Origin of the sequence: Delftia lacustris (genome assembly GCF_040267515.1) — a bacterium.
Taxonomy (GTDB): domain Bacteria; phylum Pseudomonadota; class Gammaproteobacteria; order Burkholderiales; family Burkholderiaceae_C; genus Comamonas; species Comamonas tsuruhatensis.
This window is the reverse complement of sequence record NZ_CP141274.1, coordinates 3,803,551-3,824,965: the sequence shown is the minus strand read 5'-3', so window position 1 is coordinate 3,824,965 and position 21,415 is coordinate 3,803,551. Positions and strand designations below refer to the sequence as shown.

Sequence of the window (21,415 nt, the reverse complement as noted above, 5' to 3'; positions counted from 1 at the left end):
TCCCTATCAGGAGAAACGAATGAGTTTTGTGCCCGGTGAACGCCAGGGACCGAAAGGCCCGCTCAGCGGCGTGCGCGTGCTGGACCTGAGCGCCTATATCGCGGGGCCTTATGGCTGCTCGCTGCTGGCGGACCAGGGCGCCGAGGTGATCAAGGTCGAGCCGCCCGTGGGCGACAACCTGCGCAAGTACCCCTCCACGCTGGAGGCCGAAAGCCGCGCCTTCCTGGGCGTGAACCGCAGCAAGTGGGGCATGGTGCTGGACCTGAAGGATGAGGCCGACCACGCCGTGCTGCTGCGCCTGGTGCGCGAGGCCGATGTGCTGGTCCACAACTTCCGGCCCGGCGTGCCCGAGCGGCTGGGCATCGGTTTTGCGCAACTGGCCGCCATCAACCCACGCCTCGTCTATTGCAGCGTCACCGGCTATGGCAGCCGCGGGCCGCTCAAGGCCAAGGCGGGCTACGACCAGGTGCTGCAGACCATGACCGGGATGTGCGCCATGCAGGGCAAGGCTGGCGGGCCGCCCGAGATTCTCTACGGCTCCGTGGTGGACTACTACGCCTCGGCCCTGGTGGCGGGCGGCGTGTCGTCGGCGCTGTACGAGCGCGAGAAAAGCGGGCTGGGCCAGCATGTGGGCGTGTCGCTGCTGCGCGCGGCGCTGACCATGCAGTCCGCACGCATGGTCTGGGCCGAGGGCGAGCCGCGCGAGGTGGGGCGCGACATGCGCTCCGGCGGCATCACGGGCATCCACCCGACGCGCGAAGGACATCTCTACATCTCGGCCAATACCGCGCATTTCTGGGAGGCGCTGTGCCGCAAGCTGGGGCTGCCCGAGCTGGCCGGTGACGAGCGCTACGACTCCGTGCGCAAGCGCGCCCAGCACCGCGACGTGCTGGTGCCCCTGCTGCGCCAGGCGCTGGCGGGGCGCAGCGCACTGGAATGGGAGGCCTTGTTCGGCGAGGAAGTGCCCTGCGCGGCGGCGCGCACGGTGGAAGACATGTTCGACGACCCGCAGGTGCAGGCCGAGGGCATGGTCACCCGCTTCGAGCACCCGACCCTGGGCAGCTACCGGGGCTTTGCCGGCGCCGTGGAGTTCGACCGCACGCCCGGCCCGCCGGCCTTTGCCGCGCCCACGCTGGGCCAGCATACCGAGGCGCTGAAGGCCGCCGCGCAAGAGAGCCTCTGATGCACGCACTGCCCGCTGGAGCCTGCGACGCCCATCTGCATGTCTTCGATCCGCGCTTTCATACGCGTTTTGATACGCGTTTTGGTGCCCATGCCACGGCTGCCGACTATGCGCAGCTGCGCGGCGCCATGGGGCTGGAGCGCGCCGTCATCGTCCAGCCGCGTGCGCATGGCACGGACAACCGGGCCACGCTGCACGCCATCCAGTCGCTGGGCGCAGCAAGCACGCGCGGCATTGCCGTAGTGCACCCCGAGATCACCGACGCCCAGCTGCGGGCGCTGCATGACGGCGGCATTCGCGGCATCCGCTTTTCGCTGCACACCGAGCACGATGCAGCCGTGCGGCTGGACATGCTGGAGCCGTTGGCCGAGCGCATTGCCGCGCTGGGCTGGCATGTGCAGCTGCACTGGCTGGCCAGCCAGATCGAGGCCCATGCGGCGCTGCTGCAGCGGCTGCCATGCACCCTGGTGTTCGATCACATGGCGCGGCTGGCTGACAGTGCTGACGGCGCTGGCGTGCACCAGCCTGCCTTCGGTGTGGTCCGTGGGCTGGTGCAGCAGGGCAGGGCCTGGGTCAAGCTCTCGGGCCCGTATCTGAACAGCCGGGCGGGCTTGGCCGCAGGCTATGCCGATTGCGACGCGCTGGCGCAGGCCTGGGTGGCCGAGGCCCCGCAGCGCCTGGTCTGGGGCAGCGACTGGCCCCATGTCACCGAAGCTGCCCATCCGCCGCAGACCCCGATGCTGCTGGCCTTGTTGTCACGCTGGATTTCCGATGCGGCGCTGCGCGCCCGCGTGCTGGTGGACAACGCCGCCGAGCTGTACGGATTCGATTGAGGGCGCGGGGCACGCAAGCCTCGCAGCCCAGGTTTTCACCATGGAGCAACAGGAGACAGAAACGTGAAGAAGATCAAGACATTGCGGCCCGCCATGACGGTGCTGGCCTTGGGGCTGGGCCTGGGACTGGGACTTTTCCAGGGCACGCTGCATGCGGCCGACTATCCGGCCGCGCAGGCCATCACGGTCGTCGTGCCGTTCTCGGCCGGCGGCGGTGCGGACAATGCGGCGCGCATCATCGCCAAGGCGCTGGGCGAGGTCTCGGGTCAGACCGTGGTGGTGGACAACAAGGCCGGCGCCAGCGGCGCCATTGGTGCAGCCCTCGTGGCGCGTGCCAAGGCCGATGGCTATACGGTGCTGTATGACGCATCGTCCTTCGCCATCAACCCCGCGTTGCGCAAGCTGCCCTATGACCCGGCCAAGGACTTCATTGCCGTGTCCCAGGCCATCAGCGTGCCCAACATTCTCGTGGCCGCGCCATCCTCGCCCTACAACAGCCTGGCCGACTTCATGAATGCCGCGCGGCAAAAGCCCGGCAGGCTCACCTATGCCTCCTACGGCCCGGGCAGCCTGGCCCAGATGGCGACGGAACTGCTCAAGGCAGACGCCAAGTTCGATGCCGTCCACGTTCCCTACAAGGGCGGGGCGCCCGCCATCGTCGATGTCATGGGCGGCCAGGTCGATGTGTACTTTGCCAACTCGGCCTCCAGCATCAACTATGTCAAGGGCGGCAAGCTCAAGGCGCTGGCCGTGTCCTCGGCCAAGCGCATGCCGGACCTGCCCGACGTGCCCACGGTGGCGGAAAGCGGCATCAAGGGCTTCGAGGTGACGGAGTGGAACGGCTTCTTCCTGCCCGCAGGCACCGCGCCCGAGACCGTGCAGAAGCTGCAGGACCTGGTGCAAAAGGCCCTGGCCCTGCCGGCCACGCGCGCCAGCCTGGAGAAACTGGGCCTGACGCCCGTGGGCAGCTCCTCCGCAGCCTTCACGGGCTTCGTGGCCGCCGAGCGCAAGCGCTGGGATGCCGTGGTCAAGGCCAACGGCATCACCGTGCAGTGAGCCGCCGCGCGTGACGGGACTCAGGGCGTGGCGGTGACGCGCAGCAACTGCCCGCCCTGGGCGTCCGTCAGCAGGTAAAGCCAGCCGTCCGGTCCCTGGCGCACATCGCGCACGCGCTGGCCCAGGCGCGGCAGCACCTGCTCGCTGGCCGTCACCTTCCCGGACCTGATCGTCAGGCGCTCCAGCCGCTGGAACTTGAGCGAGCCCACGACCAGCGATCCCTTCCATTGCGCCCCATACCGGTCACTGGTCACAAAGGCCATGCCTGAGGGGGCGATCGACGGCACCCAGTAGTGCAGCGGCTGCTCCATGCCCTCCTTGCGCGTGATGCCGGCGCCGATCTTGCCGCCGCCATAGTTCTCGCCGTAGGTGATCGCGGGCCAGCCGTAGTTCTTGCCGGGCTCGGGCCGGTTGACCTCGTCGCCGCCCTGCGGGCCGTGCTCATGCATCCACAGGCTGCCATCGGGCGCCAGCGCCGCGCCCTGGGCGTTGCGGTGGCCGTAGCTCCAGATCTCGGGCCAGGCATCCGCGCGGCCGACAAAGGGGTTGTCCCTGGGCACGCTGCCGTCCTTGGCAATGCGCACGATCTTGCCCAGGTGGCTTTGCAGGTTCTGGGCCTCTTCCTTGTAGCGCGAGCGCTCGCCCAGCGCCAGGAACAGCGTGCCATCGCTCTTGCCGTCCACCCTGCGCTCCACGATGCGGCAGCCGAAATGCAATGCGCTCGCGTACCTGGGGCGCTGCGAGAACAGCACTTTCACCTGCTCCAGCCGGCTGGCATCGTCGGACAGCCGGGCGCTGGCCAGCGCCGTGCTGTTCTTGCCGCTGTCGGCGCCGCTGCCGGGCTCGGAGTAGCAGAAGTACAGCTGGCGGTTGCGCGCGAAGTCGCTGTCCAGCACCACGTCCAGCAGGCCGCCCTGGCCTGCGGCCTCCACGGCCGGAAGGCCCGCCAGGGGAGCGCCCAGCCTTCCGTCGCCCTGCACGATGCGCATGCGGCCCGGCCGCTCGGTCACCAGGTAGCGCCCATCCGGCAGGAAAGCCATGGCCCAGGGGTGCTCCAGGCCTTCGGCGACGATTTCTGTGGAGAGGTTGGGGCTGGCGGCCCACAGTGCGCCGGACAGGCCCAGGGTGCTGATGGCGAGGGCGGCGGATAGGGATGGCGGCATGCCGATGCTCCTGTGATGAGGGGACAAGACGGGAAGCCGGATGCACCGCAGTGGACGTCGGCGGCGGTGCAGCGCAGGCAGGGGGCTTCGCACAAGCCAGCATCATGCACGACGCCACCAGAGCCTGCGGCGACCTGTCAACCACTGCGCAAAAAGCCCGCGCAGCCACTTGCGCGGGTGTATAAACAGCGCTCTTTCGGCGCCGGGCCGGGTCCCTGCGGGGGCGGGCGGCGGCGCCTCCTACCCACCAGAGAATCCGCAAGGGAAAAGCAGCCATGGGCGCGCAATGGAAAGCAAAGGGCAAGGCGCTGGTCGCCGACGCCAAGGGAAAGCTGTTTGGCAAGCTTGTCAAGGAAATCATCGTCGCGGCGCGCGCCGGCGCCGATCCGGCAGGCAACTCGCGCCTGCGCATGGCGGTGGAAGCCGCACGCAAGGCCTCCATGCCCAAGGACACGCTCGAGCGTGCCATCAAGAAGGGCTCGGGCGTGGGTGCCGATGCCGTCAACTACGAGCGCGTGGTCTATGAAGGCTACGGCCCCAACCGCGTGCCGGTGATGATCGAGTGCCTGACCGACAACGTGAACCGCACGGCGCCCAACATGCGCGTGTGCTTTCGCAAGGGCCAGATGACGGCCGTGGCCTGGGACTTCGACCATGTGGGCATGATCGAAGGCGAGCCCGAAGGCGGCGCCGATGCCGAACTGGCCGCCATCGAGGCCGGTGCACAGGACTTCGAGCCCGGCGAGGAAGAGGGCACGACGCTGTTCATCACCGACCCCACCGACCTCGATACCGTGAGCAAGGCGCTGCCGGCCCAGGGCTTCAAGGTGCTGTCGGCCAAGCTGGGCTACAAGGCCAAGACGCCGGTCAGCATGGCCAGCCTGTCGGCTGAGCAGCAGGAGGAAGTGCAGGACTTCCTGGCCGGCATCGAGAACGACGATGACGTGCAGAACGTCTACGCGGGCCTGGTGGATTGATGACGCTGTCCCCGCTGCCAAGCAAAAAAGCCGCACATCGTGCGGCTTTTTTGTGGGTGCAGGCGCCCAGCGCCCGGCGGCTCACTTGGTGCCGAAGATTCGGTCGCCCGCGTCGCCCAGGCCCGGCAGGATGTAGCCGTGGGCGTCCAGCTGGCGGTCCACGGCGGCCGTGTAGATGTCCACGTCGGGATGGGCCTTCTGCATAGTGGCCACGCCTTCGGGCGCTGCCAGCAGGCACATGAACTTGATGGACTTCGGGTTCAGCTGCTTCAGGCGCGCCACGGCGGCGGCGGCCGAATTGCCCGTGGCCAGCATGGGATCGACGACCAGCACGTCGCGCTCTTCCATCTCGGAGGGCATCTTGAAGTAGTACTCGACGGGCTGCAGCGTCTCGGGGTCGCGGTACAGGCCGATGTGGCCAATGCGCGCGCCGGGCACGACGTTGAGCATGCCGTCGAGGAAACCGTTGCCGGCGCGCAGGATGGACACCAGCACCAGCTTCTTGCCGTCGATGACCTTGCCGGTCATGGTCTCCAGCGGGGTCTCGATCTCGATGTCCTGCAGCGGCATGTCGCGCGTGATCTCGTAGGCCATCAGCGTGGACAGCTCGCCCAGCATGCGGCGAAAGCTGTTGGTGCTGGCTTCCTTGCGGCGCATCAGCGTGAGCTTGTGTTGGACCAGCGGGTGGTCGATCAGGTGCAGAGTACTCATGGTTTTCTTCTGGAAAAAAGGGCGCCGGTATTTTGGGGCCGGCGCCAGGGGTCGGTTCAGTCGTGCAGAAAGCGCGCGTAGCGCGCCAGGTCCACATTGCCGCCGCTGATGAGAATGCCCACGCGTGCGCCCGACAGCGCAACCCCGCCATGCAGGGCGCCCGCCAGCGAGAGCGCACCCGTGGGTTCGACCACGATTTTCTTGCGTTCCGCGTAAAAGCGCATGGCCTGCACCAGATGCTCGTCCGCCACGGCCAGGATATCTTCGACATGCTCGCGGATGATGGCGAATGTGATATCGCCGATGGACTGGGTCTGCGCGCCGTCGGCAATGGTGTGGGGCGTGGGGATCTGCACGATCCGGCCTGCGCGCAGCGACTGGCGGGCATCGTCGCCGGCCTGGGGCTCGACGCCGTAGACCTTGCAGCGCGGGGCGAGCTGTCCGGCTGCCAGCAGGCTGCCCGACAGCAGGCCGCCGCCGCCCAGGCAGACGAACAGGTAGTCCAGATCGGGCACCTCCTCGAACAACTCCTTGGCCGCCGTGCCCTGGCCGGCAATCACGTCGCGGTGGTTGAACGGCGGGATCAGCGTCATGCTGCGCTCGTCGGCCAGGCGCCGGGAGATGGCTTCGCGGTCCTCGGTGAAGCGGTCATAGGTCACCACCTGGGCACCGTACGAGCGCGTGGCCGCCATCTTGGAGGCAGGCGCATCCTCGGGCATGACGATGAGCGCGGGCATGTCCAGCATCTGCGCGGCCAGTGCCACGGCCTGGGCATGGTTGCCCGAGGAGAAGGCCAGTGCGCCGCGCTTGCGCTGCTCGGGGGTGAACTGCGACAGCGCGTTGTAGGCGCCGCGTATCTTGAAGGCACCCGTGCGCTGCAGGTTCTCGCACTTGAAGAACAGCTGGGCGCCCAGCAGCTCGTCGGCGGTGCGGCTGCGCAGTATGGGGGTGCGGTGGGCCACGCCCTCCAGCCGGCCGGCTGCGGCGGCAACGTCGTCATAGGTGGGCAGCGAGGGAGGGCTGTTCGTCGTCATGGCGTGCGGTTCCGCAAAGTGGATGGAGGCGGTTTCGATCATAGCCGCATGCGCAGGCTTTCAGCGCCCTGAAATGCGCCAGCCGTTGCATGGCAACGGCTGGGTGCTATGGTGTTTGATGCGGCGCAGTGCCGGTGCGCCAGCGCTTCAGCGCTTCTTGTTGCCCAGGATGCCGCCGAGCACGCCGCGCAGGATTTCCTTGCCCAGCGAATTGCCCATGGTGCGCATGGTGGACTTGGCCATGGTCTGAACCAGGCCGTCGTGCTTGCCTCCGCGCGGGCCTGTGGTGCCGAACAGAAGGTCCTTGAGCCCGTCCATCATGGCGCCGCCGCCTTCGCTGGCGGCGGGTGCGGCTCCGGCAGGGCCTGCCGGCGAGGCCCCGTCGCCGGATGCTGCCGTGCGTCCGCGCAGCACTTCGTAGGCCGATTCGCGGTCCACCGCCTTTTCATAGACACCTGCCACCAGCGATTGCGCCAGCAAGACCTTGCGCTGCTCCTCGCTGATCGGACCGATCTGGCTGCCCGGTGGAATGACATAGGCGCGTTCGGTGATGCCGGGGCGGCCCTTTTCATCGAGGAAGCTCACCAGGGCCTCGCCCACGGCCAGCTCCGTGATGGCGGCCTCGATGTCCAGCCCCGGCTTGGGCCGCATCGTGGTGGCCGTGGCCTTGACGGCCTTCTGGTCGCGCGGCGTGAAGGCGCGCAGTGCATGCTGCACGCGATTGCCCAGCTGGGCCAGCACGGTGTCGGGCACGTCCATCGGGTTTTGCGTGACGAAATACACGCCCACGCCCTTGGAGCGCACCAGGCGCACCACCAGCTCGATGCGTTCGAGCAGCACCTTGGGCGCATCGTTGAACAGCAGGTGGGCCTCGTCGAAGAAGAAGACCAGCTTGGGCTTGTCGGGGTCGCCGATCTCGGGCAGGCGCTCGAACAGCTCGGACAGCATCCACAGCAGGAAGGTGGAGTACAGGCGCGGGGAATTCATCAGCTTCTCGGCCGCCAGGATGTTGACCACGCCCTTGCCGCCCGCATCGGTCTGCATCAGGTCGTTGATGTCGAGCATGGGCTCGCCAAAGAATTTGTCGCCGCCCTGCGACTCGATGGCCACCAGCCCGCGCTGTATGGCCCCCACGCTGGCGGCACTGATGTTGCCGTACTCGGTGGTGAACTGCTTGGCGTTGTCGCCCACGTGCTGGAGCATGGACCGCAGGTCCTTGAGGTCCAGCAGCAGCAGTCCGTTGTCGTCGGCAATCTTGAAGACCAGGTTGAGCACGCCCATCTGCGTGTCGTTCAGGGCCAGCATGCGCCCGATCAGCAGCGGCCCCATGTCCGAAACCGTGGCGCGCACCGGATGGCCCAGCTCGCCGAACACGTCCCACAGCGTGGTGGGGCAGGCCAGGGGCTGGGGAATCTCGATGCCGCGCTCCTGCAGCGAAGCCGCCATCTTGGCGCCGGTGCTGCCGCTTTGGCTGATGCCCGACAGGTCGCCCTTGATGTCGGCCATGAACACCGGCACGCCGATTTCGGAGAAGCCTTCCGCCATTTTCTGCAGCGTCACGGTCTTGCCGGTGCCCGTGGCGCCGGTGATCAGGCCATGTCGATTGGCCAGTGCGGGCAGCAGCAGGCATTCTGTGGCAGAGTGGCGGGCGATCAGAAGTGGAGCGGCCATTTCGGGTTTCCTCGGGGGAGCATGCGGTCAAAAGTAAAATCCCAGCCGCAAGGTTAAATCAATATCAAAGGACAGCCTGTGGCAGGACACAGTAAATGGGCCAATATCCAGCACCGCAAAGGCCGCCAGGACGAAAAGCGCGGCAAGGTCTGGACTCGCATCATCCGTGAAATCATGGTGGCGGCACGCACGGGAGGGGGCGATCTCAGCGCCAACCCGCGCCTGCGCCTGGCGGTGGAAAAGGCCAAGGCGGCCAACATGCCGGCCGACAACATCAAGCGCAACATCGACAAGGCCACGGGCAATCTCGAAGGCGTGACCTACGAGGAAATCCGCTACGAAGGCTACGGCATTGGCGGTGCGGCCATCATCGTGGACACCATGACCGACAATCGCGTGCGCACTGTGGCGGATGTGCGTCATGCCTTCAGCAAGTACGGTGGCAACATGGGCACGGAGGGTTCCGTGTCCTTCCAGTTCAAGCATGTCGGACAACTGATCTTCGCTCCCGGAAGCGACGAGGACCAGATCATGGAAGTGGCTCTGGAGGCCGGTGCCGAGGACGTGATCACCGATGATGAGGGGGCCATCGAGGTGCTGACCGCACCCGCCGAGTTCGAAACCGTGCGCGACGCGCTGCAGGCCAAGGGCCTGACGCCGGAGGTGGCTGAAGTCACCATGCGCCCGGAAAACACCATCGCCCTGCAAGGTGATGACGCAGCCCGCATGCAAAAGCTGCTGGACATGATCGAAGACCTGGATGACGTACAGGACGTCTACCACAACGCTGAACTATGAAAATTCTTGTGATTGGTGGCGGAGGCCGCGAGCACGCCCTGGCGTGGAAACTGGCTGAATCGCCGAAATCGACCAAGGTCTATGTGGCCCCCGGCAACGGTGGCACGGGCCTGGCCGGCGGCAAGGTGGAGAACCTCAACATCACCGACCCGCAGGCGCTGCGCGAGTGGGCGCAGGCCGAGAAGGTCGCGCTGACCGTCGTCGGCCCCGAGGCGCCTTTGGCGGCCGGCGTGGTCGATGAGTTCCGTGCCCATGGCCTGCGCATCTTCGGCCCCTCCAAGGCGGCCGCCCAGCTGGAAAGCTCCAAGGCGTTTTCCAAGGACTTCATGGCGCGCCACGGCATCCCCACGGCGCTCTACGAGACTTTCACCGACCCGGTTGCTGCCCACGCCTATGTGGATCGCCTGGGTGCGCCTATCGTGGTCAAGGCCGACGGCCTGGCCGCAGGCAAGGGCGTGGTCGTTGCGACCACGCTGCAGGAAGCCCACGACGCCGTGGACTTCATGCTCGTGGACAACAAGTACGGCGTGGCCCACAACGACGGCGGCGCCCGCGTGGTGATCGAGGAATTCCTCGCCGGCGAGGAAGCCAGCTTCATCGTGCTGTGCGACGGCAAGAACGTCCTGGCCCTGGCGACCAGCCAGGACCACAAGCGCCTGAAGGACGGCGACCAGGGCCCGAACACGGGCGGCATGGGCGCCTACTCGCCCGCGCCCGTGGTCACGGCCGACGTGCATGCCCGCGCCATGCGCGAGATCATCCTGCCGACCATCCGTGGCATGGAAAAGGACGGCATTCCCTACACCGGCTTCCTGTATGCGGGCCTGATGATCGATGCATCCGGCCATCCCAAGACGCTGGAGTTCAACTGCCGCATGGGCGACCCCGAGACCCAGCCCATCATGATGCGTCTCAAGAGCGATCTGGTGGACGTCATGCTGGCGGCCACCGATGCCAAGCTCGACCAGGTCGAGCTGCAATGGGACCGCCGCACGGCGCTGGGCGTGGTCATGGCCGCAGCAGGCTACCCCGAGGACCCGCGCAAGGGCGATGCCATCAGCGGGCTGCCGCAGGACGCCGCCGATGCCATGGTCTTCCATGCCGGCACCCAGCTCAAGGACGGTGTGCCCGTCACCAGCGGTGGCCGCGTACTGTGCGTCACCGTGCTGGCCGACAGCGTCAAGCAGGCCCAGCAAAAGGTCTATGACGTGGCGCGTGGCATCCATTTCGATGGTGCCCAGTACCGCCGCGACATCGGCTTCCGTGCCGTGAAGAACTGAGTCCATGGCAGAGCAATCGACCGGGCAGGCGCTGCCCGTGGCCCAGGTGCGCGAGTACCTGACGGGCCTGCAGGCCCGCATCACGCAGGCGCTGGAACAGGTGGAAGGCGAGGGCGGTGCACGCTTTCTGTCCGATGCCTGGAGCAAGGGCCCCGGCGAGCGCCTGCAGGGCGATGGCATCACCCGCATCATGGAAGGCGGCCGCGTGTTCGAGCGCGCGGGCTGCGGCTTCTCGCATGTGCGCGGGCCGCAGCTGCCGCCCTCGGCCACGCAGCACCGGCCTGAGCTGGCCGGTGCGCCGTTCGAGGCCATGGGCGTGTCCCTGGTCTTCCATCCGCGCAATCCTTTTGTGCCTACGGTGCACATGAATGTGCGAATGATTGCAGCCGGCTCAGGTGCGGCCGGCTCAGGTGCGGCAGGGCAGCCGGGCAACGAACCCACCTGCTGGTTCGGCGGCGGCATGGACCTGACGCCGGTCTACGGCTTCGCGGAAGATGCACAGCACTTTCACCGCGTCTGCCGCGATGCGCTGGCGCCTTTTGGCGACACGCTTTACCCGCGCTTCAAGACCTGGTGCGACGAGTACTTCCGCCTGAAGCACCGCAACGAGCAGCGCGGCATCGGCGGCATCTTCTTCGACGACTTCTCGGAACTGGGCCAGGCGCGCAGTTTCGACATGCTGCGTTCGGTGGGCGATGCCTTTCTGGAGTCCTACCTTCCCATCGTCGAGCGCCGCCAGGCCATGGACTACGGGCAGCAGCAGGTCGATTTCCAGCGCTACCGCCGCGGCCGCTATGTGGAGTTCAACCTGGTCTGGGACCGGGGCACGCACTTCGGCCTGCAGTCCGGCGGGCGTACGGAGTCCATCTTGCTGTCCATGCCACCGCATGCGAGCTGGAGCTACCAGCGCGAGGACGCGCCCGGCACCCCCGAGCGCGCTTTGCTGGAGCAATTCCTGGTGCCCCGCGACTGGCTTTGAGCCCGAGAGCCGCCCTCCCGAGCGGCGTGGCGAAATCCGCGCGTGCAAGGGAATAGGCGGCAAAACTATAATTTCAATAGCTTGAGGCGCAGCGTTGGCTGCGTTCTTCACTTTCTTCGGCGCGAAATCTTCCGGCGATCTGTGGGCGAACTCCATGCATTTTGGAGCGCCGCTACAGCCCAGCCCTCTACGGGCCGCACGGCGCTCGCGCTATATTGATCCCATTCCTATTCCATTGATCACCGCCTGATGACCACTTCCACCAAATCGGATTCCGCAGCCAAGCGCGACGTGACCAAGCTGCAACGCGCCATTGTTGACGGCCTCGAAAACGTCAAGGCCCAAGACATCCAGGTCTTCAATACCGAAAAGCTCTCGCCGCTGTTCGAGCGCGTGATCGTGGCTGCGGGCACCTCCAATCGCCAGACCAAGGCGCTGGCCTCCAGCGTGCGCGACGCCGTCAAGCAGGCCGGTTTCCCCGTGCCGCGCCAGGAAGGCGAAGAAAACGGCGAGTGGATCATCGTGGACTGCGGCCAGGCCGTGGTCCATGTCATGCAGCCGGCCATCCGCCAGTACTACCGCCTGGAAGAGATCTGGGGCGAGACGCCTGTACGCCTGAAGCTGGGCGCTCCCAAGCCCACGCGCTCGGCTGCCACCGACAAGGCGGAAGAAAAGGCCAAGAAGGCTGCAACCAAGAAGGCGGCGGCAACCGCTGCCAAGCCTGCAGCCAAGAAGGCCGCTTCTGGCGCAGCCTCCGCCGCCGCCAAGAAGCCCGCTGCCAAGAAGGCGGCCCCTGCCAAGGCCGCTGCACCCCGTTCCGCAGCGGCAAAGCCGGCTGCCGCAAAGTCGGCTGCTGTGAAGTCGGCCGCAGCCAAGTCGCCGGCCGGCAAGACGGCGGCGCCCAAGGCCATCAAGACCGTGGTGGTCAACCGCGCCCCCGCCAAGGCCAAGGCTGGCGCCGCTGCCAAGCCTGTCGCCAAGCCGGCAGCCAAGCGCGCTCCCCGCGCCAAGGCCTGAGCGGTTCAGGGCTGACGCTGCATGAAGCTGTTGATCGTGGCCGTGGGCCAGCATGTGCCCGACTGGGCGCAGACAGCCTACGACGACTACGCCAAGCGTTTTCCTCCGGAACTCAAGGTGGAGCTCAAGGCCGTCAAGACGGAGCCACGCGGCTCCAAGACGGTCGAGACCCTGTACGCGGCCGAGCGCAAGCGCATCGAGGCCGCCATTCCGCGCGGCACGCGCATCGTGGTGCTCGATGAGCGCGGCACCAATCTGACGACCAAGGCCCTGGCCCAGCGCCTGCAGGGCTGGCAGCTGGAGGGCGATGACGTGGCCCTCATCATCGGAGGCCCGGACGGTCTGGACCCCGCCTTCAGGCAGGCCGCACACGAGCGCATACGCCTGTCGGACCTGACCCTGCCGCATGCCATGGTGCGGGTGCTCCTTATCGAGCAGCTGTACCGAGCCTGGTCGGTCAACGCCGGCCATCCCTACCACCGGGAATAGCGGCAGCGGCGGTGTCATGCGGATCGGAAGATCTCGTGATACTATGATTTTGATAGCCTTCGGCGCTTTGATACAAAGGGCTGAAGGCATTTCTCATTTTCATCATGCCGCCCTTCATCTACCTAGCCTCCCAAAGCCCCCGCCGCCGCCAACTGCTGGAGCAGCTGGGCGTGGCCCATGAGCTTTTGCTGCCCAATGCGGATGGCGACATCGCCGAAGATGCCGAGGCCATGGAAACCGAGCTGGCCGGCGAGGCAGCGCGCGACTACGTGCAGCGCGTGACCGCACTCAAGCTCGACGCTGCCGTGGCCCGCCACGCGCGCCGTGCGCTGGCTGCCGCTCCCGTGCTCTGCTCGGACACCACGGTGGCGCTCGACGGCCGTATTCTGGGCAAGCCCGCCGATGCCGACGATGCACGCCGCATGCTGACGGGGCTTGCCGGCCGAGAGCATGAGGTGCTGACGGCCGTGGCCATACAGCATGGCGCGCGGCGCCTGGCTGCGCTGTCGGTCTCCCGGGTTCGCTTTGCGGCCATGAGCGCTCAGCAGATCGATGCCTACGTGGCCTCGGGCGAGCCCATGGGCAAGGCCGGTGCCTATGGCATACAGGGCCGTGCGGCGGCCCATGTGCAGTGGCTGCAAGGCAGCTACTCGGGCATCATGGGCCTGCCGCTGTTCGAGACGGCGGCGCTGTTGCGCGAGCTGGGCTGGGCGCTGTAGGCCAGCTCCCCGACCTGGGCCCCGAGGGGCGTGCAGGCAGGCGCGCACGGCCGATGGCAGCGCGCGGCACGGCAAGATGTCTGCCGGCCCGCTCCGGCCGAGAAATACAAACGACAAAGCACACCACAGGCACAGCATGCAGCAAGACATTCTGATCAATTGGTCGCCACAGGAAACGCGCGTGGCCATCATCGAGAACGGCGCCGTCCAGGAACTGCACATGGAGCGCCCGCTGGAGCGCGGCCTGGTCGGCAACGTGTACCTGGGCAAGGTCTCGCGCGTGCTGCCGGGCATGCAGTCGGCCTTCATCGACATCGGCCTGGAGCGCGCGGCCTTCCTGCACGTGGCCGATGTCTGGCAGCGGCAGGAAGGGGGCGAGGCCCCCATGTTTGCGCGCAAGGACATGCCTGTCGTGCCCATCGAAAAGCAGGTTTTCGAGGGCCAGACCATCATGGTGCAGGTCATCAAGGATCCGATCGGCACCAAGGGCGCGCGCTTGTCCACGCAGATCAGCATTGCGGGACGCCTGCTGGTGCTGCTGCCGCAGGACGACCACATCGGCATCTCGCAGAAAATCCCGCAGGGCGAGCGCGATGCCCTGCGCGCCCGGCTGCAGGGCCTGGTCGGCACCAAGGAGACCGGCGGCGGCGGCGGCTTCATCCTGCGCACCAATGGGGAGGACTCCAGCGACGCCGAGCTGGCCGACGACATCCGCTACCTGCGCAAGACCTGGAGCCGCATCAAGGAGGCCTCGGTGCGCCTGCCGCCCATGTCGCTGCTGCACCAGGATCTGAACCTGCTGCAGCGCGTGCTGCGCGATCTGGTGGGCGAAGGCACCCAGAGCATCCGCATCGACTCCAAGGAGCAGTTCGCCCTGCTCATGACCTTCGGGCAGGAGTACATGCCGGCGGCCGTGCCCAAGCTGCAGCATTACCGCGGCGAGCGGCCCATCTTCGATCTGTTCGCCATCGACGAGGAAATCGCCCGCGCGCTGGGCCGGCGGGTGGACCTCAAGTCGGGCGGCTACCTGATCGTGGACCAGACCGAGGCGCTGACCACGGTGGACGTCAATACCGGCGGCTACGTGGGCGCGCGCAACTTCGACGACACCATCTTCAAGACCAACCTGGAAGCCGCCCACCAGATCGCGCGCCAGCTGCGCCTGCGCAACCTGGGCGGCATCATCATCGTGGATTTCATCGACATGGTGCGCGACGACCACCAGGCCGAGGTGCTGTCCGAATTCAAGCGCCAGCTCGGGCGCGACCGCGTCAAGACCATGGCGGGCGGTTTCTCGCAGCTGGGCCTGGTGGAGATGACGCGCAAGCGCACGCGCGAATCGCTGGCCCACATGCTGTGCGAATCCTGCCCTGTCTGCCAGGGCAAGGGCCATGTGAAGACCGTGCGCAGCGTCTGCTACGAGGTGCTGCGCGAAATCCTGCGCGAGGCGCGCCAGTTCAACCCGCGCGAGTTCCGCATCGTAGCCTCGCCCAAGGTGGTCGAGATGTTCCTGGACGAGGAAAGCCAGCACCTGGCCGGCCTGTCCGACTTCATCAAGAAACCCATCTCGCTGCAGGCCGAGACCGCCATGGCACAGGAGCAGTACGACATCGTTTTAATGTGAGGTTTCAGGGCTCCCCACCCTGTCCCAGGTGCCACGCGTAAGTGGTTGTCGGAGCAGGGGTTTTCGGTAGGAGAGCTGTCTTTTGGTGTCTTGGAGTGCCACCCGATCGCAACAAAATTGGGTGACCTGTTGGGTGACCAGCCGGGTGACTGGACTGGCCCCTTCGGCACCAGGAGAAGCGAGTATGGCAAAGAAAAGTGGTCTGCTCTCGGACATGCAACTCAAGCAATGGGTCAAGGCGGGCAAGCCTCTGTCGATGAGCGACGGCGGTGGGCTGATCTTTACGCTGTCGGCCGCAGGCAACGCGGCCTGGGTGCTGCGATATCGGCATGGTACGCGACGACCAGAGATGACCTTGGGGCCCTATCCGGCCATCGGTCTGTCCGAAGCTCGGACGATGGCCCTTGTCAGGCGAGCGGAGATTGCGCAGGGCAAAAACCCGATGGCTGAGCGGGTCAAGGCCAAGGCTGCATTGGCAAAGGACTGGACGGTCCGTCAGTTGATTTCGGACTACCGCGAAAAAGTGCTCGTAACATTGGCCAAGAGCACCCGCGTTTGTTATTCACGCCACCTCAAGCGGATCGAAAACAGATTTGGCTCGCTTGGTGTACGTGAAGTCGAATCCAGTGACATTGTGGCCCTGATCGAAGACTGCAAGCTCACCTGGGGCGAGTCGAGCCTCTTGCACGTCACGGCCAAATGCCTATTTACCCATGGTTGCGGCAAACGGCTCCTTAACGTGAACCCATGCGTGGGAATCATGATCAGCGCCTTGCTGGGACCTCGGCCAGCGGTCCGCAAGCGCTTGATGCTGACCCGTGATGAGCTACATCTGTTGCTCAACGCGCCGATGCGCCGGCCAAACGCGCTCGCGATCCGCATCTTGTTGGCCACGGGAGTGCGCGGATCGGAGCTCTTCACGGCCAAATGGAGCGACGTGTATCTCGATGAGGCTCGCTGGCACATTCCCGCAAGCAAGACGGGGCCCGCCATGGACGTACCACTCGCTCCGATGCTGATCTCCTGGTTCAAGGAACTGTGCACGTTCGTCTCTGGGTCGGATTACGTCTTGCCGGCAAGAGCACGCAGCCGCGCCGAGCGAAATGGGGGCGACACCCATCTGAGCAAGGACACTGTGCGCGAGTCGATCGACTACTGGATCAAGCAGTACAAGCCGAAGGTGCGTCGCTTCACGCCGCATGACCTGCGAAGCACGATGAAATCCCACATGCGTGCACTTGGCGTTCCCAGAGACATCTCGGAGATGTGCCTGAACCATAAGCTCACGGGCGTGGAGGGCATCTACGACCAGCACACCTACTACCCAGAGCGCCGGCAGGCTCTACAGACCTGGATGCAGTTCCTGAGGGACTGCGAGGCTGGAGACGAGACCGTACCCAAGGAGCATGTACTGGTTGCGTAGTACAGGGCACGAGGATTTGGGCGCATGGCTTGACAGGTGCCAGCGATGCGAGAAACGCTGATGAGTTCCATTCGATAATTGGCCCTCTGGGCTATCACAACGCTGTAACTCGGCGACAACGGTGCGCATGGCAAGAGCATCTCGCTCGTCGGACGGGGCGACGCTGGTGGTGGCACCTTTCTATGACATGGTCCGCGTGAGGTAGGGTGCAGAAGAGCTCCATTCTTCGTCGCTGACGTCGGTTGGGCCGGGCTTGTGTGGCATCACTCGACTCTAAAAGTGGCTTTGTGGGCTGCTGCCGGTCTCGTTGACACCGACCTAAGCTTCTTGAGCTTGCTCGAACTGTACGGGACTGAGATATCCGAGCGTCGAATGCCGACGCGTCGGGTTGTAGAAGCACTCGATGTAATCGAACACATCTGAGCGGGCCTGGCCTCGTGTCCTGTACACCTTACGGGCCGTGCGCTCGGTCTTCAGAGAACTGAAGAAGCTCTCCATGGCCGAGTTGTCCCAGACCTCGCCAGCCCGACTCATGCTGCAAGTGATGCCCTGTTCGTCCAGCAGCCTCTGGAAGTGCTCGCTTGTGTATTGGCTACCCTGGTCCGAGTGGTGCAGCAGTGCCACTGGCCTGCCCCGGCGCCACACAGCCATCATCAGCGCGTCCACCACGAGCTGCGAGGTCATGCTCTCCTGCATCGACCAGCCCACGATTCGACGGGAGTACAGGTCCAGTACCGCAGCTACGTAAAGCCAGCCTTCTGCCGTCCAGATATAGGTGAAGTCGGCCACCCATTTCTGGTTCGGACCATCTGCCTGGAACTGACGGTCCAGCACGTTGTCAGCCACAGCACCACGCGCGCCACGGTCCTTGGGTAGTCCACGCCTTCGCGGTCTCGCACGCAGCGCCTGCTCCCGCATGAGCCGCTCAATACGATGCAGCCCACAGGTCTGGCCTTGCTCCAGCACGTCGTGCCACACACGGCGTGCGCCGTAGGTGCGGTCGCTGCGTACAAAGCTCTGATGCACTTGCGCACCCAGCACCTCGTCGCTGAGGCTACGCCGGCTCCTGGGTCGTGTGAGCCAGGCGTAGAAGCCGCCTCGCGAGACACCGAGCGCCTCGCACATCAGATTGACCGGCCAGGCCCCTCGGTGTTTCGCCACGAAGCCGAACTTCACATCGACTCCTTCGCGAAGTAGGCCGCGGCTTTTTTCAATATGTCGCGCTCCATCTTGAGCTTGGCCACTTCCTTGTGCAGCCGTGCTATCTCAGCATCCTGCGCCTTTTGTTTGCCGTTGCCAGGGAACGCCTCCTGAGGCTCCTGCCTCAGCTCACGCACCCACTTGCGTGTCGTGGTCAAGTCTTTTCGGACATTCCGATAGGGGATGTTCGTTCAAGCTGAGTGAGCTGCCAACGCCTGCTGCATCTCGTAGTCATTGGGTGACTGGTATCCCAGCGTGGAGTGCAACCTGATAGGGTTGTAGAAGCCCACGATGTAGTCCGCGATGTCCGCCTGGGCCTCAGCATGGTTTGCATAGTCGCGCTGCCAGACACGCTCCATCTTCAAGTTCAGGAAGAATCTCTCCATCACTGCGTTGTCCCAGCAGTTGCCCTTGCGACTCATGCTGCACACCAGGCCATGGCTCTCCAGCAACCCCATGTGCAGTTCGCTGGCGTACTGACTGCCTCGGTCCGAATGAACCAGCAATCCTGGCTTGGGGCGGCGGCTTGTGATGGCCATGCGCAGCGCCTCGCACACCAGCTGTGCTGGCATGCTCGGGGCCATGGCCCAGCCCACTACTTTTCTGGAGAACAGGTCCAGCACCACCGCCAGATAGAGCCAGCCACTGCGTGTGCGAACGTAGGTGATGTCGCTGGCCCATGTCTGGTTGGGCTTTTCAGGTTTGAACTGGCGCTGCAGCACATTGTCTGCAACAGGCAAGCCATGGCGGCTGTCGGTGGTGTGCGTGAACTTGCGCCGCCAGCGTGCTCGCAGTCCGTGCGCGGCCATCAAAGTGCGTGCTTTGTAGCGCCCAACAGCCCAGCCTTGCAATTTCAGCTGTGCACTCAGGCGGCGACTGCCGTAGCTGCTCCCACTGGCATGGAAGACTGCTTTGGCCTGAAGGCTCAGTGGGCTCACTGCAGCCTTTGTGGTGGCGCGCTTGCGCGCCGCGTACCAGCCCGAGCGGCTCATGCCCAACACCCTGCACCACTGGCTTACTGGGGCCTTCTGCGCCTGTGCTTGCGCACTCATCAGGTCCTGAATCATTTCATTTCCCGGGCGAAGAAGGCCGACGCTTTTTTTAGGAGTTCATTGTCCGATTGCAGTTGCCTGACCTGCGACTCCAATTGCCGAATGCGTTGCTGCTCGGCCGTCAACGGCTTGCCAATACCCGGACGTCCGGCCGCCTCTTCGTCGTACTGCGCCAGCCAGCGGCGCACCGCGCTGTCAACCAGATCCAGATCCTTGCTGACCTGAGCCACGCTCAGATTCTGTTCTCGGACCATCTTGACCACTTGTAGCTTGAAGGCTGCGTCAAACGCCCTGCGCGCTCTTTTGTCTTTCATGTTCGTCATTTCCTCTGGGGTCTATGGGCCCCTATCGAGGTGTCCTATTTCATTGGACCATGACAGCGCAGCACGTTCTCGTGAACGTCCAAGTCTTTGGCTGCCTGGGCCACAGACACGCCACGCTCAACGACCAGTTTGACCGCCTCGAGTTTGAACTCGCGACTGAATGTCCTTCTTCTCTCCATTAACCACCTCCGGTTTCATCTGCCACCTTAACAAGGTGTCATCGAAACCGGCAGCAGCCCATTGCTCTTCTTGTCAAGCAAAGTTCATCACACACTCTAGGACAACTCTAGCGCGATGAAATTGAGCCGCGCATTCCACGCGATGTGGAACAAAAAGAAGAACTGGGCTCAAGCACGCGCATTTTGCATCTGCGTGCTTGAGCCTGCGCATCGATTGAGGTAAACGCGAATCTTATGCGTCTTGCCGCAGGCCGCAGCATCTATGGGCCCGAGTCTGCAACAGGCCACCGGCCCGCTGCTACACTTTAACTTACGACCCTCGGAGAAGAGTTACTGGAACACGAGACGGAGGAGTATTCGTGTCACGCCCCTTACGTAAGCTCAAACTCGACGGCACGCCATATTTCAGGCGGGACAAAATTGAAGCCGAGATTCAAGCCTTGGCAGAAATCGGCGCAGCGGAACTCGAACGCCGCGTCAGACTGTGGCATCCCACTGAGCCCGGCTTCGTTTCCCCAGAGGCACTGCTGTACTTCGTGCGCAATGCGCCCGGTGGCGCTCACCGTGACAAACTGACCGAGTCGCTTCTAAGTCGCGTGGCCCGCAGGGTCCGGTCCGTCGCGAGCACGGACGGAAAAACCGTTTCGTTGACAGGGATGAACATCCGCGAGGACGTCCGCGACCACTTCGTCGACCTCCTGCTCAGCGACCGGAAGCAGTACGACGACCGCCTCGACTACTACGAGGTCAACTTCAATGGCGCGGTCGCGGCGGATCGTCGCGATGCGAACGATCGCCACTGGAAGCACGAAAATCGGACTGCTGAACTTGAGACCGAGGACGGTGAGGTCTCGGCCCAGGTCGAATCAGCCGTCGGTGACTACGATCCGTTCGACGCCGACGAACTCGACAAAAAAAATTACCGCCTCCTCCTTGACGAAGCGATTGACAGCCTGCCTGAGTTCCAACGGAGGATCGTCGTGATGTGGCGCCAAGATATTCCCATCGAGTCCAGCGACCCCTCGGTCGAGTCCATTAGCAAAGTCTTGGGGAAATCGGAGAAGACCATCCGCACGCATCGGGACAAGGCTTTTGCGTCCCTGAAGCTGCGCCTTGAGCGCAAGAGGAAGATGTGATGGTCAAGAAGCCCCAAATCACAGCAGACGATGTCCTGAGAGCGTTCGCTATGGACTTCGAGCCTGGAGCCGGCGTCCTGCAGCGATATCTCGCCCAGTACCCCGAGCACTCCTTGGCCCTGATAGACCTCTCCATGGAGCTGACTCGCGAGTTAGACGACGATGTTCCCCCTGGGGCCGCCGAGTTTGACCTCGTTAGTGTAGGCATGGCGCGTCTGCAGGAGAGCACGACTACTCTGCAGTCGCTGCAAGCTGCCCCTGCGAAGGTGTTTACTGAGGCTATCAATGCGCTGGCCTTGCCCATGCAGGTTGGTCTGGCGTTTAGAGAGCGCCGGATTGATGTCGCGACCTTGCCCCAGCGCACGACCGCGAAGATGGCCGAGGCGCTGAAGACATCGACCGAGACACTGCTCTCGTATCTCGCGCTTCCTGCAGTGGCTCCCATGGCTCGCGCAAGAAAGTCGACCGTCAAGCCAGCAGCTCCTGAGAAGGTGTCGTTCGAGAGGGTGCTGCGAGACGCCGGCCTCGACGACCAGAGCATTTCGAACCTACTCCGCGAGGAGTAGCC

Annotated in this window: 19 protein-coding genes and 2 pseudogenes; 14 read left to right on the top strand and 7 right to left on the bottom strand. The window is 64.9% G+C overall.

The annotated features are described in order from the left end of the window. The first annotated feature begins 19 nt into the window (after positions 1–19). From U6958_RS18865 to U6958_RS18855, 3 genes are all read left to right on the top strand, one after another. Positions 20–1,183, top strand: a complete 1,164-nt coding sequence (locus tag U6958_RS18865) for a CoA transferase (RefSeq protein ID WP_074923377.1) — start codon at positions 20–22, stop codon at positions 1,181–1,183. Further along, positions 1,183–2,016, top strand: a complete 834-nt coding sequence (locus U6958_RS18860; protein ID WP_074923378.1) for an amidohydrolase — start codon at positions 1,183–1,185, stop codon at positions 2,014–2,016. Before U6958_RS18865 ends, U6958_RS18860 begins: the two co-directional genes overlap by 1 nt. A 63-nt stretch (positions 2,017–2,079) precedes the next feature. Beyond that, positions 2,080–3,072 carry a tripartite tricarboxylate transporter substrate binding protein gene (locus tag U6958_RS18855; RefSeq protein WP_083393659.1) on the top strand — a complete coding sequence of 331 codons (993 nt, stop codon included), beginning with the start codon at positions 2,080–2,082 and terminating at the stop codon, positions 3,070–3,072. 20 nt (positions 3,073–3,092) lie between these two features. On the opposite strand, the gene U6958_RS18850 is transcribed toward U6958_RS18855, so the two are convergent. Then, complete coding sequence (locus U6958_RS18850) at positions 3,093–4,235, bottom strand: PQQ-dependent sugar dehydrogenase (RefSeq protein ID WP_074923379.1); 1,143 nt, start codon at positions 4,233–4,235, stop codon at positions 3,093–3,095. Between the two features lie 275 nt (positions 4,236–4,510). Between U6958_RS18850 and U6958_RS18845 the strand changes: the two genes are divergently transcribed. Beyond that, positions 4,511–5,212 (top strand): YebC/PmpR family DNA-binding transcriptional regulator, encoded by a 702-nt coding sequence (locus U6958_RS18845; protein WP_016446881.1) that lies wholly within the window; start codon positions 4,511–4,513, stop codon positions 5,210–5,212. Positions 5,213–5,293: 81 nt separating this feature from the next. Here the strand turns inward: U6958_RS18845 and upp are convergent, their stop codons facing one another. The 3 genes from upp to U6958_RS18830 all read right to left on the bottom strand — a co-directional run bounded on the left by upp (position 5,294) and on the right by U6958_RS18830 (position 8,628). Then, the gene (upp, locus tag U6958_RS18840; protein ID WP_012205354.1) at positions 5,294–5,923 is read right to left on the bottom strand and encodes a uracil phosphoribosyltransferase; all 630 of its coding nucleotides are present in this window, start codon (positions 5,921–5,923) and stop codon (positions 5,294–5,296) included. 56 nt (positions 5,924–5,979) lie between these two features. Further along, complete coding sequence (locus U6958_RS18835; protein ID WP_074923383.1) at positions 5,980–6,957, bottom strand: threo-3-hydroxy-L-aspartate ammonia-lyase; 978 nt, start codon at positions 6,955–6,957, stop codon at positions 5,980–5,982. Positions 6,958–7,104: 147 nt separating this feature from the next. Next, positions 7,105–8,628 (bottom strand): helicase HerA-like domain-containing protein, encoded by a 1,524-nt coding sequence (locus tag U6958_RS18830; protein ID WP_016446883.1) that lies wholly within the window; start codon positions 8,626–8,628, stop codon positions 7,105–7,107. 78 nt (positions 8,629–8,706) lie between these two features. Here U6958_RS18830 and U6958_RS18825 point away from each other — a divergent pair, with 78 nt between their 5' ends. The 8 genes from U6958_RS18825 to U6958_RS18790 all read left to right on the top strand — a co-directional run bounded on the left by U6958_RS18825 (position 8,707) and on the right by U6958_RS18790 (position 16,957). After that, entirely contained in the window at positions 8,707–9,426 is a 720-nt protein-coding gene (locus U6958_RS18825; protein WP_012205357.1) for a YebC/PmpR family DNA-binding transcriptional regulator, read from the top strand. After that, positions 9,423–10,706, top strand: a complete 1,284-nt coding sequence (gene purD / locus U6958_RS18820) for a phosphoribosylamine--glycine ligase (protein WP_012205358.1) — start codon at positions 9,423–9,425, stop codon at positions 10,704–10,706. Before U6958_RS18825 ends, purD begins: the two co-directional genes overlap by 4 nt. A 4-nt stretch (positions 10,707–10,710) precedes the next feature. Then, entirely contained in the window at positions 10,711–11,685 is a 975-nt protein-coding gene (gene hemF / locus U6958_RS18815) for an oxygen-dependent coproporphyrinogen oxidase (RefSeq protein ID WP_074923380.1), read from the top strand. A gap of 249 nt (positions 11,686–11,934) precedes the next feature. Continuing rightward, positions 11,935–12,702, top strand: coding sequence for a ribosome silencing factor (rsfS, locus tag U6958_RS18810; RefSeq protein ID WP_016446885.1), 768 nt, complete (start codon positions 11,935–11,937; stop codon positions 12,700–12,702). Between the two features lie 21 nt (positions 12,703–12,723). After that, positions 12,724–13,191, top strand: a complete 468-nt coding sequence (gene rlmH / locus U6958_RS18805; RefSeq protein WP_012205361.1) for a 23S rRNA (pseudouridine(1915)-N(3))-methyltransferase RlmH — start codon at positions 12,724–12,726, stop codon at positions 13,189–13,191. A gap of 104 nt (positions 13,192–13,295) precedes the next feature. After that, positions 13,296–13,910 (top strand): nucleoside triphosphate pyrophosphatase, encoded by a 615-nt coding sequence (locus tag U6958_RS18800; protein ID WP_016446886.1) that lies wholly within the window; start codon positions 13,296–13,298, stop codon positions 13,908–13,910. Positions 13,911–14,046: 136 nt separating this feature from the next. Continuing rightward, positions 14,047–15,534 (top strand): ribonuclease G, encoded by a 1,488-nt coding sequence (gene rng / locus U6958_RS18795; RefSeq protein ID WP_016446887.1) that lies wholly within the window; start codon positions 14,047–14,049, stop codon positions 15,532–15,534. A gap of 184 nt (positions 15,535–15,718) precedes the next feature. Further along, entirely contained in the window at positions 15,719–16,957 is a 1,239-nt protein-coding gene (locus tag U6958_RS18790; protein WP_016446888.1) for a site-specific integrase, read from the top strand. A 318-nt stretch (positions 16,958–17,275) separates the two neighbouring features. Here the strand turns inward: U6958_RS18790 and U6958_RS18785 are convergent. From U6958_RS18785 to U6958_RS18775, 3 genes and pseudogenes are all read right to left on the bottom strand, one after another. Continuing rightward, positions 17,276–18,303: pseudogene (locus tag U6958_RS18785) on the bottom strand (IS3 family transposase); the annotation flags it as partial. A gap of 45 nt (positions 18,304–18,348) precedes the next feature. Further along, positions 18,349–19,532, bottom strand: a protein-coding gene (locus U6958_RS18780; protein ID WP_201266015.1) for an IS3 family transposase whose coding sequence is annotated in 2 segments (ribosomal slippage) — positions 18,349–19,250 and positions 19,250–19,532 — 1,185 coding nt in all. Because the reading frame shifts where the segments join, the coding sequence is not laid out codon by codon here. Between the two features lie 56 nt (positions 19,533–19,588). Next, positions 19,589–19,711, bottom strand: a pseudogene (locus tag U6958_RS18775) (transposase); the annotation flags it as partial. Positions 19,712–20,070: 359 nt separating this feature from the next. Between U6958_RS18775 and U6958_RS18770 the strand changes: the two are divergent. Both U6958_RS18770 and U6958_RS18765 read left to right on the top strand, forming a co-directional pair. Next, positions 20,071–20,847 carry an RNA polymerase sigma factor gene (locus tag U6958_RS18770; protein ID WP_016446889.1) on the top strand — a complete coding sequence of 259 codons (777 nt, stop codon included), beginning with the start codon at positions 20,071–20,073 and terminating at the stop codon, positions 20,845–20,847. Beyond that, positions 20,847–21,413 carry a hypothetical protein gene (locus U6958_RS18765; RefSeq protein WP_016446890.1) on the top strand — a complete coding sequence of 189 codons (567 nt, stop codon included), beginning with the start codon at positions 20,847–20,849 and terminating at the stop codon, positions 21,411–21,413. The genes U6958_RS18770 and U6958_RS18765 overlap by 1 nt, the downstream gene beginning before the upstream one ends. Positions 21,414–21,415: the final 2 nt, after the last annotated feature.